Source organism: Solitalea longa (genome assembly GCF_002920915.1).
Classification (GTDB): domain Bacteria; phylum Bacteroidota; class Bacteroidia; order Sphingobacteriales; family Sphingobacteriaceae; genus Solitalea; species Solitalea longa.
Window position 1 is genome coordinate 164,599 of record NZ_PQVF01000001.1, and the last position, 14,783, is coordinate 179,381.

At 39.4% G+C, this 14,783-nt stretch carries 13 protein-coding genes; 3 read left to right on the forward strand and 10 right to left on the reverse strand.

Features of this window, described 5'->3' with window-relative positions; translation table 11 throughout:
- Nucleotides 1-9 precede the first annotated feature (9 nt).
- Nucleotides 10-699, forward strand: a complete 690-nt coding sequence (locus C3K47_RS00760) for a response regulator transcription factor (protein ID WP_103787166.1) — start codon at nt 10-12, stop codon at nt 697-699.
- 72 nt (nt 700-771) lie between these two features.
- Here the strand turns inward: C3K47_RS00760 and efp are convergent, their stop codons facing one another.
- The 6 genes from efp to C3K47_RS00790 all read right to left on the reverse strand — a co-directional run bounded on the left by efp (nt 772) and on the right by C3K47_RS00790 (nt 6,857).
- Nucleotides 772-1,335, reverse strand: a complete 564-nt coding sequence (efp, locus tag C3K47_RS00765; protein ID WP_103787167.1) for an elongation factor P — start codon at nt 1,333-1,335, stop codon at nt 772-774.
- A 100-nt stretch (nt 1,336-1,435) separates the two neighbouring features.
- The gene (locus tag C3K47_RS00770; protein ID WP_103787168.1) at nt 1,436-2,056 is read right to left on the reverse strand and encodes an ABC transporter ATP-binding protein; all 621 of its coding nucleotides are present in this window, start codon (nt 2,054-2,056) and stop codon (nt 1,436-1,438) included.
- A complete protein-coding gene (lpxA, locus tag C3K47_RS00775) occupies nt 2,056-2,838 on the reverse strand; it encodes an acyl-ACP--UDP-N-acetylglucosamine O-acyltransferase (RefSeq protein WP_103787169.1) in 783 nt (260 codons plus the stop codon). The genes C3K47_RS00770 and lpxA overlap by 1 nt, the downstream gene beginning before the upstream one ends.
- Complete coding sequence (locus C3K47_RS00780; protein WP_103787170.1) at nt 2,835-4,235, reverse strand: bifunctional UDP-3-O-[3-hydroxymyristoyl] N-acetylglucosamine deacetylase/3-hydroxyacyl-ACP dehydratase; 1,401 nt, start codon at nt 4,233-4,235, stop codon at nt 2,835-2,837. Before C3K47_RS00780 ends, lpxA begins: the two co-directional genes overlap by 4 nt.
- A 177-nt stretch (nt 4,236-4,412) precedes the next feature.
- The gene (gene lpxD / locus C3K47_RS00785) at nt 4,413-5,453 is read right to left on the reverse strand and encodes a UDP-3-O-(3-hydroxymyristoyl)glucosamine N-acyltransferase (RefSeq protein WP_103787499.1); all 1,041 of its coding nucleotides are present in this window, start codon (nt 5,451-5,453) and stop codon (nt 4,413-4,415) included.
- Between the two features lie 183 nt (nt 5,454-5,636).
- Nucleotides 5,637-6,857: an HD domain-containing protein gene (locus tag C3K47_RS00790; RefSeq protein WP_103787171.1), complete on the reverse strand. Its 1,221-nt coding sequence runs from the start codon at nt 6,855-6,857 to the stop codon at nt 5,637-5,639.
- Between the two features lie 113 nt (nt 6,858-6,970).
- Between C3K47_RS00790 and porX the strand changes: the two genes are divergently transcribed.
- Nucleotides 6,971-8,521 carry a T9SS response regulator signal transducer PorX gene (porX, locus tag C3K47_RS00795; RefSeq protein ID WP_103787172.1) on the forward strand — a complete coding sequence of 517 codons (1,551 nt, stop codon included), beginning with the start codon at nt 6,971-6,973 and terminating at the stop codon, nt 8,519-8,521.
- 69 nt (nt 8,522-8,590) lie between these two features.
- Here the strand turns inward: porX and C3K47_RS00800 are convergent, their stop codons facing one another.
- Together C3K47_RS00800 and C3K47_RS00805 are read right to left on the reverse strand one after the other, a co-directional pair.
- Nucleotides 8,591-9,448, reverse strand: a complete 858-nt coding sequence (locus C3K47_RS00800; protein ID WP_103787173.1) for a DUF2911 domain-containing protein — start codon at nt 9,446-9,448, stop codon at nt 8,591-8,593.
- A gap of 671 nt (nt 9,449-10,119) precedes the next feature.
- Entirely contained in the window at nt 10,120-11,661 is a 1,542-nt protein-coding gene (locus tag C3K47_RS00805; protein ID WP_103787174.1) for a YifB family Mg chelatase-like AAA ATPase, read from the reverse strand.
- 102 nt (nt 11,662-11,763) lie between these two features.
- Here C3K47_RS00805 and C3K47_RS00810 point away from each other — a divergent pair, with 102 nt between their 5' ends.
- The gene (locus C3K47_RS00810) at nt 11,764-12,828 is read left to right on the forward strand and encodes an aminotransferase class I/II-fold pyridoxal phosphate-dependent enzyme (RefSeq protein ID WP_103787175.1); all 1,065 of its coding nucleotides are present in this window, start codon (nt 11,764-11,766) and stop codon (nt 12,826-12,828) included.
- Here the strand turns inward: C3K47_RS00810 and C3K47_RS00815 are convergent.
- Together C3K47_RS00815 and C3K47_RS00820 are read right to left on the reverse strand one after the other, a co-directional pair.
- Entirely contained in the window at nt 12,802-13,515 is a 714-nt protein-coding gene (locus tag C3K47_RS00815; protein ID WP_243392470.1) for a M15 family metallopeptidase, read from the reverse strand. The two genes, C3K47_RS00810 and C3K47_RS00815, sit on opposite strands and share 27 nt — an antisense overlap.
- 5 nt (nt 13,516-13,520) lie before the next feature.
- Nucleotides 13,521-14,744 (reverse strand): alanine dehydrogenase, encoded by a 1,224-nt coding sequence (locus C3K47_RS00820; RefSeq protein WP_243392471.1) that lies wholly within the window; start codon nt 14,742-14,744, stop codon nt 13,521-13,523.
- Nucleotides 14,745-14,783: the final 39 nt, after the last annotated feature.

The window sequence follows — 14,783 nt, forward strand, 5'->3', positions numbered from 1 at the left end:
TGATAAATAATGAGTAAAAAAATTCTGCTGGTTGAAGACGACCCAAACCTGGGAATGGTTTTGCAGGAGTATCTGCAGTTTAAAGGAGGATATGAAGTAACGCTTTGCGTAGACGGCATGCAAGGTTTAGCGGCTTTTAAACTCAAGAGTTTCGACCTATGTATTTTAGATGTAATGATGCCCAGGAAAGATGGTTTTACCCTGGGACAAGAGATCAGGGCGCTTAATCAGCGAATTCCTATTATTTTTGCTACCGCCAAATCAATGTTGGAGGACAAAATTCAGGGTTTTAATATTGGCGGTGATGATTATATCACTAAACCGTTTAGGATCGAAGAGCTTTTACTGCGTATAAATGCCTTGCTAAAACGCAGCAATAATCCACCTGTAGAAGAAAAGCATCCTGATAAGTTTCAGGTTGGGGCTATTTTATTCGACCCCATTTCGCAAGAGATTTATAATGGCTATAATGCCCAAAAACTTTCGGCAAAGGAATCGGAATTACTTCATCTGCTTTGCAAACATAAGAACGATGTTTTAAGCCGGGAGCAGGCTCTGGTTTCGATATGGGGAAGTGATAATTATTTTAATGCCCGCAGCATGGATGTTTATATCAGCAAATTGCGAAAGCTGTTAAAAGATGACGAAACTGTGGAGATCATCAATGTACATGGTAGAGGCTATAAACTGATATTCTAGCCGGCAAGCCCAAAAGAAAGAGGCCTTTGCAATACGTTTGCAAAGGCCTCTTTTATACTATTTTGAAAAGAATTATTCTTTTACGCGCTCAATATAATCGCCAGTGCGAGTATCAATTCTAACTTTATCGCCTTCGTTAATAAATAAAGGAACACGAATTTCGGCGCCAGTTGAAACTGTTGCTGATTTAGTAACGTTCGTTGCGGTATCACCTTTAACAGCAGGCTCTGAATAAGTGATTTCCAGTGTAACGTGGCTAGGCATTGTTGCCATAATAGCATCATCGTTTTCCAATGCCACCATCACTTGCATTCCTTCAGCTAAAAATTTAACTGCATCACCAAACATTGCTTTAGGAACATAGATCTGGTCGTAAGTATTGTTGTCCATTACCACCAAATTCTCGCCATCCTCATATAAATATTGATAGTTTTGAGTTTCTACACGGGCAATTGTCACCTCCTCATCAGTACGGAAACGATATTCAACCAATTTATTGGTTTTTATGTTACGCATGCTCGCCTGGTAGAAAGCACGAAGGTTTCCTGGTGTGCGGTGAATGAATTCTTCAACCAATACCAATTCGCCGTTAAAGCGAAGAATATTACCGGTTTTTACGTCTGAAGCCTTAGCCATAAAAAATTAAAGTGTTTGTAATTGAGCGGCAAAGATAATAAAAACTCAGAAAGATTAGGTTGTTGAACTAAATGTGGATGAAGCGATTGAAGCCGATTATTTAACTCTTGTAATCAACAATATTAAGCTGTTGTTTGCAAAAGGAGTATTCATGTTCCTGGTTTGAACAGATGATCGTAAGACGGTCGGCAGCAAAGCGCTCAATAAGGTTCAGGTACCAGTCAACACCCTGATTATCAAGGTTAGCGGTAGGTTCATCGAGTAACAACAATGGGGATTTTGAGGAGAAAGCCAGAGCCAGCTTTACCCGTTGTTTCATGCCCGATGAATAATTCTTTATTAACCGGTCGCGGTATTTCTCAAACCCTAGTAATTCAATAACCTGATTTTTATCGAATCCGCTAATAAACTGTTTAAAGTTGAAATGAAAGTCGATGAGCTCGTTGAGTGTGAAGTCTTCGAGTAATTCGAGATAAGGAGAAGCGAAGCTGAGGAGGCGGAAAACCTCTTCAGCTTCTACTTTTTTTCCTTGATATTGGTGAGTGATCGTTCCTTCGGAAGGACTTAAACTTGCTGCAATAATTTGAACCAGCGTGGATTTACCCGAACCATTGGGTCCTAAAATGGCGTATGAATTGCCCTGTTCAAAGCGGTAATCAATACCTTTAAAGATCCAGTCGCGGTTAAACCGTCGGCCAATATTTTGCAGGCTTATCTCCATTAATTGCTAGAGAAGCCTTTCATGATACCACGGTTCGAATTGCGGATGAAATTAACGATTTCATCGCGTTCTTCCGTAGGGGTAATATCAGCTTCAATAATATCCAATGCTTTGGTGGTATTGAAGTTCTTCATGTATAAAATACGGTAAACCTCTTGTATTTGATTGATCTTTTCAGAATCGAAACCACGACGACGCAAGCCTACCGAGTTGATACCAACAAATGAAAGCGGCTCACGACCAGCTTTTGTATAAGGAGGAATATCTTTCTTAACCAATGATCCGCCTGATACCATCACATGCGCACCAATTGAAACAAACTGGTGAATAGCTGAAGTTCCGCCTATGATCGCCCAGTCATCAACCGTTACGTGACCGGCAACCTGAACGGCGTTTGCTAAAATACAGTTATCGCCAATTTTACAATCGTGGGCAATATGAACATAAGCCATTAAAAGACAGTTTTTGCCTATTCTGGTCTCTTGACGGTCGCTTGTACCACGATTTACGGTTACACACTCGCGAATAGTTGTACCGTCGCCAATAACTGCTGTTGTATATTCTCCACCGAATTTTAAATCCTGGGGAACAGCTGAAATAACAGCTCCTGGAAAAATACGACAATTTTTACCGATGCGGGCACCGTCCATAATGGTCACATTCGAACCGATCCATGTACCTTCTCCAATTTCAACATCTTTATGGATGGTTACAAAGGGTTCAATTACCACATTATCGGCAATTTTAGCTTGAGGGTGAATGTATGCTAATGGTTGAATCATACGTTTGGTTTTCTTACAATTTGGGCCATCATTTCAGCCTCGGTTACAACTTTATCGCCAACAATTACAACACCTTTCATCTGGCAAATGCCACGTCTGATCGGTGCGGTAAGGTCACATCTTAAGATCAATGTATCGCCCGGAAGTACTTTTTCCTTGAATCTTACATTTTCTATTTTCATAAAATAGGTAAGGTAGTTCTCTGGATCAGGTACCGTATTCAACACTAAAATTCCTCCGTTTTGAGCAAGGGCCTCTACTTGCAGAACGCCAGGCATAACCGGACTTCCAGGGAAATGACCCACAAAGAACGGCTCATTCATGGTTACATTCTTTACACCTACCACGTGGTTTTGAGAAATTTCCATGATCTTATCTACCAACAAAAATGGAGGACGATGCGGTAAACGAGCCATGATCTCATTTACATCATAAACTGGTTTGGCGTTTGTGTTGTATAACGGAATTGTTTTACCTCTACGTTCTTTTTTGATCATAGCTTTAATTTTTCTCGCAAAAGCTACGTTTGCAGCATGGCCCGGACGAGCAGCCATGATATGTGCTTTTAACGGCATTCCTGCTAACGCTAAATCACCAATAACATCCAGCAACTTGTGTCGTGCCGGCTCATTTTGATGACGAAGCGAAATATTATTTAAGATACCTTCTTTAGCAACTGCAATTTCCTGACGGTTGAACAGTTTAGCTAAATGCGTTAATTCTTCAGGGTGAACCTCTCTATCAACAATTACAATTGCGTTATTTAAATCACCGCCTTTAATTAAGCCGTGTTTTAACAAAAGCTCTAGTTCATGTAAAAACACGAACGTTCGGCAAGAAGAAATTTCACTTCTGAATTCGGAAATATGAGAGATGTTGGCATGCTGAGTTCCCAAAACCGGCGAGTTGTAATCAACCATAACAGTTAAACGGTAATCATCAGCAGGCATAGCGATCATTTCAACTTTTCTGTCAGCCTCTGCATAATGAATGTTTTGGTTGATATGAAAATATTCCCGATCAGCCTTTTGGTCTTCAAAGCCAACTTTTTCGAAAGACTCGATAAATTGAATAGAACTTCCATCCATTATCGGCGCCTCAGGGCCATCCACTTCGATCAATACGTTGTCAACTTCTGATCCTACCAAAGCCGCTAATACGTGCTCAATGGTACTAATGCGACCGCCATTTTGTTCAAGAGTAGTGCCTCGCGAGGTATCCACCACGTTATCAACATCAGCATCGATAATCGGGTTGCCCGGTAAATCAATACGCTGAAACTTATAACCGTGATTTTCAGGAGCGGGCTTAAAAGTAAGAGTTACACTTGCTCCGGTGTGAAGGCCTACGCCCGATACTGATACAGGTGCCTTGAGGGTTCTTTGCTTAATGTTCATTCAAAGTAATTTTATTCGGCTGTAACAACAAGAGCTACTGCTTATTGCTGCTGATATAAATACAGCGCTAATTATTTCAGCCTGCAAAATTACTAAAAACTACTTCTTAAGTAATGAAAAATGCAATTTTTACTTAAAAGACTGTATACCGTTTTATTATCGGGTACAAAACCTTTGTTATTTATCTCCTTTTAGTTCTTTTATGGTTTTGTCGAGTTCGTAAACCTTGCGTTCGAGCTCCGGAAGACGAGGTAACACTTGGATAGTTTTGAGGGAGTTAAAGTAAGGATCGATTGGAGAACCGTTCCATTTTTTGTTTTCTTCGGTAATTGTTTTATGAACGCCTGATTGAGCTCCAAATTGAGAACCTTTGGCAATTGTGATGTGGCCAACGATACCAACCTGGCCGGCAATTACACAGCTTTCACCAATTTTGGTACTTCCTGAAATTCCAGCCTGGGCAGCTACAACTGTATTTGCACCAAGTTCAACATTGTGAGCAATTTGAATCAGGTTATCCAGTTTTACGCCTTTACCAATTATGGTTGAACCCATGGTAGCACGGTCAATTGTTGTATTAGCACCAATTTCAACATTGTCTTCAATGACAACGTTTCCGATTTGAGCTACTTTAGAATATGAACCATCGGCTTGCGGAGCAAAGCCAAATCCGTCGCTACCAATTACGGTACCGGCATGAATGGTTACATTGTTTCCAACAACACAATCTGAATAAATTTTAACCCCGGCAAAGATCACTGAGTTGTCGCCAACTTTTACATTGTCGCCAATATATGCCTGAGGATAAATTTTTACGTTTTTACCAATCTTAGCATTGTTGCCAATGTAAGCAAAAGCGCCCAGGTACAAATTCTCGCCAACCGTTGCTGAAGTGCTAATGAACGATGGCTGTTCAATACCTGTTTTGTTTTGTTTAATGGTATTATATTTTTCCAATAGAACTGAAAATGCAGAATACGCATCATCAACCCTGATGAGCGTACTTTTTACATCACCAGTAAGTACCAGGTCTTTGTTAACAATTACTACTGAAGCGTTTGTAGTATATAAGTGAGGGGCGTACTTTGGGTTTGCTAAAAATGAAAGAGAGCCAGTTGAGCCTTCCTCAATTTTAGCAAGTTCTGAAACTGTAACATCCGGATTGCCTTCAACAACCCCATTTAATAATTTGCCTAATTCCGCTGCGGTAAACCGGATCATGTAAATATTTTGAAACTAAAAATTTTACAAAGGTGAAGAAAATTCCTCCACATTAACAAATGAATAATTTGCTTAACACTATTTTTAAATACGAATTGCCCTTAATTCGCTGATATGTTGCGTGCTTGCAAAATACCTTTTACCCTATTTTTATTGATTTTGTTTCGCTTTTGGCCATTCTTAAATTCTTGGAGTACATAAGTAGTATTTCTCCACGGTTTTAGCTAAAGCTTCAATATTAAAATTGTCAGATGCTTCTGTTAGATCGATTACAGTATTGTCTTTTCGTAAAATTTCAATCCTGTCAACCTTTTTATAGGCACTATTAGAAATCATATCAGAAAATACGAAATATTGCACCTCTTCATCAGTTATGCCGAAATGTTGTTTTACCTGACGCTTTATTTCTTCAATTCTGATTTTGCCAATAGGCTCCTTCTGAATTTCAACACGGTAAAGTTTTCTGTTTATCAGTGATTGGCATAGATACGATAGGATTTTATCGTTATGGTCGGCCCAAACTTTTATACACGCATTAATATCATGATCATCTAGTCTTACAAAATGATCCAGGTACTGTTCATCTGAAAGAAAACGTTCTCTTGCGATCCGGTTATATAAAAACAAACGAAATGAAGGTGTGGTAAACAATTCTACTCCATTTAGGGCCAGCTCTTTGGCTCTTTTCAATATTTTAAAAAGCATGGTTTCGCCTGCAATTACCGTTTTGTGTAAATACACCTGCCAGTACATTAACCTGCGGGCAATAATGAATTTTTCAATGGAGTAAATCCCTTTTTCCTCCACCACAATGCGGTCATTGGCAACGTTAAGCATTTTTAGAATACGGTCGTAGCTGATCACCCCCTCTGAAACACCGGTAAAGAAACTGTCGCGGTTCAGGTAATCCATTCGATCAAGATCGAGCTGGCTTGAAACCAATTGATGTAAGAATTTTTTGCTGTATCGATTATTGAATATATCGATAGCTAGTGTTAAACGGCCATTAAACTCTTCATTAAGCTTATCCATTATTAATGCCGAAATGGTTTCATGGTGAACATCTTCAATAATGCAGTTCTCCAGGGCGTGAGAAAATGGGCCATGGCCAATATCGTGCAATAAAATAGCAACGGTAACGGCCTCCGCTTCTTCATCGGTAATTTCATGTCCTTTTGCCCTAAGGGTTTCTATGGCCAGGCTCATTAAATGAGTTGCACCCAAAGCATGCTGAAAGCGGGTATGCATGGCTCCCGGATAAACCAGGTGTGTCATGGCACATTGTTTAATATTTCTTAACCGCTGAAACCAGGGATGAGACAATAAATCAAAGATGATTTCGTATTGTATATTAATGAACCCATAAACCGGGTCGTTCACAATTTTCTTCTTATTGAGCATATCTACTTTAAGACTACAATTTGGTAAATTTACAGTTGAAACGCATCAAGTGCTTCTCTGTTTGGATACTAAAGCTTTTTAGCCGTTTTTTAACCATTTTTAATTCAACACGTATGCAGGAACCTACAATACTTTGGGCTGACGATGAAATTGATTTGCTCAAACCCCATATCCTTTTTTTAAAAGATAAAGGCTACACCATAAAAACCGTTACCAATGGCAGTGATGCCCTTGATGCCTTTAAAGCCGAGCACTTCGATCTTATTTTTTTAGATGAAAACATGCCAGGTTTAACAGGACTTGAAACACTTACTGAAATTAAAAACATTAATACAGATATTCCCGTGGTGCTGATCACTAAAAGTGAAGAAGAGTACCTCATGGAAGATGCTATAGGGTCAAAGATAGACGATTACCTGATTAAACCGGTTAATCCGAAACAGATTCTGCTTACGATTAAAAAAATACTCGATAATAAGCGCCTAGTGGGAGAAAAGACCGCCTCTGCTTATCAGCAGGATTTCAGGAACTTATTGATGACGCTGAATGATAATCTTTCGTACGAAGAATGGGCTGATGTTTACAAAAAACTGATCTATTGGGAACTTGAACTTCAAAACCTCGAAGACCAAGGAATGCATGAGATTTTAACCCAACAGAAACGGGAAGCGAATACGCAGTTCTCGAAATTTGTGGAGAAGAACTATGTAAAGTGGCTTAACCATCCTGAAGATGCACCTACGCAATCCCATCAGTTGTTGCGCACCAAAGTTTTTCCGTTTTTAGATTCAACGCCAACTTTCTTTGTACTGATCGATAATCTCCGCTATGATCAATGGAAGATCATTAGCCCTATTGTAAGTGAGTATTTTAGAATTGAAAGCGAAGAAAGTTATTACAGTATTCTTCCAACGGCAACTCAGTATGCCCGTAATGCTATTTTCGCCGGGTTATTGCCTTCAGAAATGGAGAAACGTCATCCCAATTTATGGCAAAACGATGATGATGAAGGGGGTAAAAACATGTATGAAGAAGATTTCTTGGCTGATCATTTAAAAAGGGCACGAAAAGAGGTGAAATTCTCTTATACAAAGGTTTTAAATTACGAACAAGGAAAAGATCTGGTAGATAATATCCACAACCTGATAAATAATCCGTTCAATGTGATTGTTTACAATTTCGTTGACATGTTGTCACATGCTCGTACAGAGATGGAGATTATCCGAGAGCTGGCTTCGGATGAAAAGGCTTACCGTTCTCTCACTCTTTCGTGGTTCGAGAACTCTCCTTTACTGGAAGCGCTTAAAAAACTATCACAAAAGAATATTCGCCTTGTCATTACCACCGATCATGGAACCATAAGGGTTAAAACGCCAAGTAAAGTTGTTGGAGATCGGAATACGAATACAAACCTTCGTTATAAGCAGGGAAAAAACCTTGCATTTGATGCTAAAGAGGTTTTCCATGTTAAAAACCCAGCTGATGCGTTTTTGCCAAAGGTGAATGTTAGTCAAAGCTTCATTTTTGCCAAGGAAGATGAGTACTTCATTTATCCGAATAACTATAATCAGTTTGTGAATTACTACAATAACACATTCCAGCATGGAGGTATTTCACTGGAAGAAATGGTAATACCGTTCATCATGCTTAGTTCAAAGGGTTAACTAAACGGTTAGTTCGAAAAAAAAATAGCCCGAGGTAATCCTCGGGCTATTTTTTTATAAGCGATTAATTTATTTTCCGCTTTTCGCATCAGCGATTAATTTATCATTTAAAGCAACGTAGTCGTTGTTATTGGCCTTAGCAGCAACTGCTTTTGACTGTTCAGCAGTGGCAATAGCTCCTTTATAATCTTTCAGTTTATATTGGATCTTAGCCTTAAGGTGCATTACCCAAAATGCATCAGGTTGAGTCTTAATCGCTTCGTCTGACCAGGAAAGCGCCTGTTTCAAATCACGACCGGTCTCATAATAATAAGCTGCAGCCTGAAAATAAGGTTTTTTATCCCCTTTCATGGCTTCATCAATTGAGGCTATGATTTTATTATCAATATCGGCAGTAACAGTAAAAAACACCTGAAGATTATCCCATAGCAAATCTACCTCAGCCGAATTTGGTTTTACATTATCGATAGTCATTGTGAAGGTTTCGAGACTGAAAGGCAATGTGCGGGCTGTTGCTTTAAAGCGAGCAACATCTTCTTCTTTTTTATAGCCATCAATTCCCCAGTTTTTTAACCCTTTATTCAAAATTACTTCCCAGTCGCCTGTTGCCGAAGGAATAGTGTATAAAACATATTCTCCTGCAGGCACAGCAACTCCATTAACTTTCACATCCTCGCCAAAAGTGATTTTGGTGGCAGCATTAGCACCTGTTCTCCATAATTTATCATAAGGAACTAAATCGCCGAAAATTTTACGTCCTTTAACGCCCGGACGTGAATACGTAAGCTCAATTGAAGAAAGAGCAAAATCTTGTTTAATTGTTTGAGTTGGACTCGGTGCAGGCATTTTAATACCTTGAGCCTTAACACCTGAACCAGTAATTGCCACTGCGGCAACTACCAGCAGTGAAAGAAGAGTTTTTTTCATGATGATAGCATTGGTTGAAGGTTCTAAGTTAAGAAAGTATACAATAGAGGTTCTTATTATTTTTGTTACGAAAATGAAGGTAGATTCATGAATCTTTTGTCAAAAATTAACTTCAAAAAAACTGTTAGTGTATATTTCGTTGTCAGCTAATACGAAAAGTTAACATTAGTTTAAAGTTCAGATAAGGCTCAAATCTATAATCTTCTTGAAATCCACTCTCCTAATAATTATTTAATTTAACGCTGGATAAATAATACCTATTTAATATTCTTTAAAACCACCTTTATGATCTTGACAATGGCAATAATTCAATTAAATTGCCCCTAAGATTTACAACAAAATGAGGAAATTTGAATTTTTTGATGTTTTTTATGTAGGACTTTTTATATTTTTCATAGTACAGGTTTTCCATACTGACGCACCAAAGGGGAAGCTATTGGTTTCTCTTTTATGTGGAGTCTCACTGATTAACCTATTGAAAGGCAGGGTTTCAAATCGCATTTTATATACTATAAGCGCTCCCATTTTAATAGGCCTTCTCTATGTAATTTTTATTAATAACTTCCCAATGTACACACCTTCTTGTTTAAGGTGATAATACGACTCAAAACCTTTGTGTTTTGCAAGTTCATTTTAACCGATGTCTAATCAAACTAACATTCTGCTATAAATCACCCCGCCCAACCATCCCGATCTAAACTTCTGAAATGAATTGCTTCGGCTAAGTGCTCGACCTCTATTGTATCAGATTTAGCTAAATCGGCAATGGTACGTGAAACTTTAAGAATACGGTCGTAAGCACGGGCCGATAAACCAAGTCGTTCCATAGCTGTTTTTAACAGCAATTGCCCTGCCTCATTGATCTTGCATATTTCCCGTACCATCTTAGCACTCATCTGCGCATTGCAATACACCTCTTTTTTTCCTTCGAAGCGAAGCTGTTGAATATCTCTTGCTGCAATAACCCTTTCGCGAATGATGGAACTCTTTTCCGTTAAGCGTTCTCCTGAAAGCTCTTTGAAGGAGACTGGTGTAACTTCCACATGAATATCAATCCGATCCAATAAAGGACCCGATATCTTACTTAAATACTTTTGCACAATACCGGGAGCGCAAACACATTCTTTCTCAGGATGATTATAAAAACCACAGGGACATGGATTCATAGACGCCACCAGCATAAAGCTCGCAGGGTAATCAACCGAAATTTTTGCTCTTGAGATTGTGACTCTTCGCTCTTCCAGCGGTTGGCGCATTACTTCGAGCACCGTTCGTTTAAACTCTGGAAGTTCATCCAAAAATAAAACACCATTATGTGCAAGAGAAATTTCGCCCGGTTGTGGGTTGCCACCTCCACCAACTAAGGCGACATCCGAAACCGTATGGTGAGGTGAACGAAAAGGGCGAATAGTTAACAGCGCATCAGACGCTTTAAGCTTACCTGCAACAGAATGGATCTTTGTTGTTTCAAGGGCCTCATGCAGATTTAAGGGAGGCAGAATGGTAGGCAAACGTTTAGCCAACATCGTTTTTCCGGCTCCGGGCGGGCCTATCAAAATCAGGTTATGACCACCAGCCGCAGCAATTTCAAGCGCCCTCTTTATATTTTCCTGGCCTTTTACATCAGAAAAATCAAATTCGTAATTGTTGATGTTGTTATAAAACTCTTCACGGGTATTAACTGTAACTGGTGTTAGCGTGGTGTTTCCATTCAGCAGATCCACTACTTCTGTTATGGTTTCAACCCCATAAACATCCAGGTCGCTAACTATTGCAGCTTCGCGTGCATTTTGTTTGGGTAAAATTATCCCTTTAAAGCCTTCCTTTTTAGCTTGAATAGCTATGGGTAACGCACCTTTAAGAGGCTGGACTCCACCATCTAATGATAGTTCGCCCATGATCAAATACTGCCCAACAGTTTCAGCATTTATAATTTGCCCGGATGCAGCCAGAATGCCTGTGGCAATGGTCAGATCATACGCTGAGCCTTCTTTTCGAATATCAGCAGGAGCCATGTTTACCACAATCTTCATCCGTGGCAAATGAAAATCAGTATTCTTAATAGCGGCCTCAATTCGCTGGTAACTTTCTTTAACGGCGTTGTCGGGCAGGCCCACAATAAAATATTTGATTCCCGCAGTAACATTTACTTCAACGGTAATAGTAATGGCCTGAACACCGAAAACGGCGCTGCCAAAAGTTTTTACAAGCATAGGTAGTAGGTATTATGTTTTGTAAGCGATAACAAATAATAGTTATGCTTTAACTATTAAGTTAATCTTTTCTTATTAAGAAGATTACTATTTTAGAGAAATATGTTTAATAAACTTAACATATCGGCTCATAAGGGACGAACCGCCTGGTTAAATAATGAGGAATACTTGGTTTTTGCCGGTACCTCTTATTTAGGAATAGCCTATAATACCGAATTCAGAAATTATTTAGCTGAAGGCTTTCAACTTTATGGAAGCAACTTTGGCAGTTCAAGACTAGGGAATGTGACGATTGATGTTTTCGAACTTGCGGAAACAGAAATTGCCAAATTGGTCGGTGCTGAAAGTGCACTTACCGTATCATCGGGTATGCTGGCCGGTCAAATGGTACTTCGGCAGTTTGAAGATCATGCGCATTTATTCATTGCGCCGGGGATTCACCCTGCATTAAAACCCCTTAACTATCAATCGAGAAATTATTCTTATGAGCAATGGACGGCACACGTGCTTTCGGAGCTGCATTCACATAAATTTCCAGAAGCTGTTATTTTCATCAATACCATAGATATTTTAAATGCCAGAAGGTATGATTTAACATGGCTTCAATTGCTTCCTGACGACTTAAACCTGATAATTGTTATTGATGATTCTCATGCGTTAGGTTTAATTGGAGAGCATGGCGAAGGACACTGGTCATTTTTGCCAGTGCTGCCCAATATTGAGCGAATTATGGTAGCTTCGATGGGAAAGGCATTTGGTATACCCGCTGGTGTTATTACTGGTAATCTAAATCGAATTAATAAAATACGAAAGGATGGTGTTTTTGGAGGAAGCTCACCAACGGTTCCTGCCTATTTACATGCTTTTTTACAATCAACAGATCTTTATCATTCATCTCGAAAAGCCTTAAACAAACTCATAACTCAATTCAGTGTTTTAATAAAGCCGCTTTCTGCTATTGTTCAATCCGATGGATTGCCAATCTATTTTATTGATGATAAGACCATAGAAAACCGATTGTTAGATCAAAAGATAATTGTTTCATCCTTTCCCTATCCAAATCCAAACAGCGAGCCGGTAACCAGGGTGGTTATCAACAGCATTCACACTGCTGAGGATATTGAACGGTTGGCTTTCGTCTTAGTTTATACCTTGCAGACTTTGTAATTCATCAAAGGTGATATCGGTTATCTCAAATGCTTTCCAGTTGTTAAAATCAAAGTGCCACCACTCATCTTTATAAACATTAAAACCATTTTTGGTCATTACATCGCGTAACAATTGTCTGTTTTCAATCACCTTCTGAGGTAGGTGGGGGTAATCAGCGCTGGCTTTAGGGCTAAAATCGTCAAAAGCTGTTGGCATTTTTAACTCTTTGCCAGTTATAAGATTTACGATAGTTAAATCGATGGCGCATCCACGGTTATGACGAGAACCTTTCCAGGGAGGAGCCACAAAAATGGAATCTTTTTGCTTTTCATAAAAGGAAACAGTTACTGTGTAAGTGCGGTAGGCATCAAAAATTTTAAGCACTAATCCTTTGGTGTTTAATTCACGCTGTACATTTTGCAATGCCCTTAAAACAGGCAATCGAGTAAATGCACCCGCCACATTATACATTTTTTCATGCATAAAGTTATTGCTGGTGGCATACCTTATATCCAAAATAATGTTAGGAATTGCTCGTTTAATATCAACTAATGCCTTTGTCGAATCTTCTTTTACCTGTTGCTGATACAAGGCAACTGTTGAAACCACCTTCAAGCCATATTTGTTCAACGGGATGTTTTGAGCCTGGCTTACTGAGAAAATGGGTAATATGGCAATTAATAAAATGAATAGGCTTTTTCTCACGAGGCTTAAACTTGTGCAGCTACTAATAGATCAAGGTCTTTAAATGGAAGATTAAACTGTTCTGCCAGGTATTTATTGGTTAAATGACCTTGATAGATGTACACCCCGTGGCGAACACCGGTTCGGCTCCAAAGCATGTTTTTAATACCGCCATGATCGCCAAGATCAAGCAAAATTGGAGTGAAAATATTGGTTAAGGCATACGAGGCGGTTCGGGCCACTCTCGATGCTATGTTAGGAACACAATAATGAATTACATCACTTTTCATAAACACCGGACTATCGTGGTTGGTTACATGTGAGGTTTCGAAACAACCACCCTGATCAATGCTTACATCAATAATCACTGAGTCAGATGGCATTTGACCCACCATTTCGGCATTTACCACACATGGCACGGAACCATTTTTTGCCCTTATTGCTCCAATGGCCACATCGCATGTTTTTAGGGCTTTCAATAAAACTTTAGGCTGAATAACAGAGGTAAATACGCGTTGGGTGAGATTTCCTTGCAAGCGACGAAGGCGATACAGTGAATCATCGAAAACTTTTACCTCACACCCCAGCGAAAGGGCTGCACGAGCGGCAAATTCACCAACAGTTCCGGCTCCCAAAATCACCACTTCGGTAGAAGGAATACCGGTAACACCACCAAACATCATTCCCTTGCCGTGTTTACTGTTACTTAAATATTCGGCAGCAATTAATATGGCTGTGTTCCCAACAATCTCACTCATCGAACGCACCACCATCAAACTGCCGTCCTCGTCTTTCATATATTCATATCCAAGCGCAGTCACTTTCTTTGCTACCAAGGCTTTGATAGTCTCATCTTTAAGGCTCGACAGGTTTAATGCGGATATTAAAGTTTGTCCCGGCTTCATTAGCTCTATCTCAGCCATTGAAGGAGGGGCCACTTTCATCAACACATCCGATTGAAACAACGCTTTACGGTCATAAATTATTTTTGCTCCGGCCTCGCTGTATTTCTTATCAGAAAAGCGTGCACCTTCGCCGGCACCGGCTTCTACATGCACATCATGCCCATTGTTAACTAATACTTCTACAGAAGAAGGAGTAATTGCAATTCTCTTTTCCTGAAAGGAGGTTTCGCGAGGGATCGCAATAACCAATTCCTGTTTCTTTTGCTTTAATTTCAGCAATGACTCTTGCGGTTGCATAAGTGCCTGTTTGGCAACTTCACTAAATCCCTGCATGGTAGAACTCATTTATTCCTTTAATATAAATTAGCCTTGAATGTCAAAAAT

Coding starts and splice junctions, on each gene's coding strand:
- C3K47_RS00760 (WP_103787166.1), top strand. CDS start 10: ATGAGTAAAAAAATTCTGCTGGTTGAAGACGACCCAAACCTGGGAATG.
- efp (WP_103787167.1), bottom strand. CDS start 1,335: ATGGCTAAGGCTTCAGACGTAAAAACCGGTAATATTCTTCGCTTTAAC.
- C3K47_RS00770 (WP_103787168.1), bottom strand. CDS start 2,056: ATGGAGATAAGCCTGCAAAATATTGGCCGACGGTTTAACCGCGACTGG.
- lpxA (WP_103787169.1), bottom strand. CDS start 2,838: ATGATTCAACCATTAGCATACATTCACCCTCAAGCTAAAATTGCCGAT.
- C3K47_RS00780 (WP_103787170.1), bottom strand. CDS start 4,235: ATGAACATTAAGCAAAGAACCCTCAAGGCACCTGTATCAGTATCGGGC.
- C3K47_RS00790 (WP_103787171.1), bottom strand. CDS start 6,857: ATGCTCAATAAGAAGAAAATTGTGAACGACCCGGTTTATGGGTTCATT.
- porX (WP_103787172.1), top strand. CDS start 6,971: ATGCAGGAACCTACAATACTTTGGGCTGACGATGAAATTGATTTGCTC.
- C3K47_RS00800 (WP_103787173.1), bottom strand. CDS start 9,448: ATGAAAAAAACTCTTCTTTCACTGCTGGTAGTTGCCGCAGTGGCAATT.
- C3K47_RS00805 (WP_103787174.1), bottom strand. CDS start 11,661: ATGCTTGTAAAAACTTTTGGCAGCGCCGTTTTCGGTGTTCAGGCCATT.
- C3K47_RS00810 (WP_103787175.1), top strand. CDS start 11,764: ATGTTTAATAAACTTAACATATCGGCTCATAAGGGACGAACCGCCTGG.
- C3K47_RS00820 (WP_243392471.1), bottom strand. CDS start 14,744: ATGAGTTCTACCATGCAGGGATTTAGTGAAGTTGCCAAACAGGCACTT.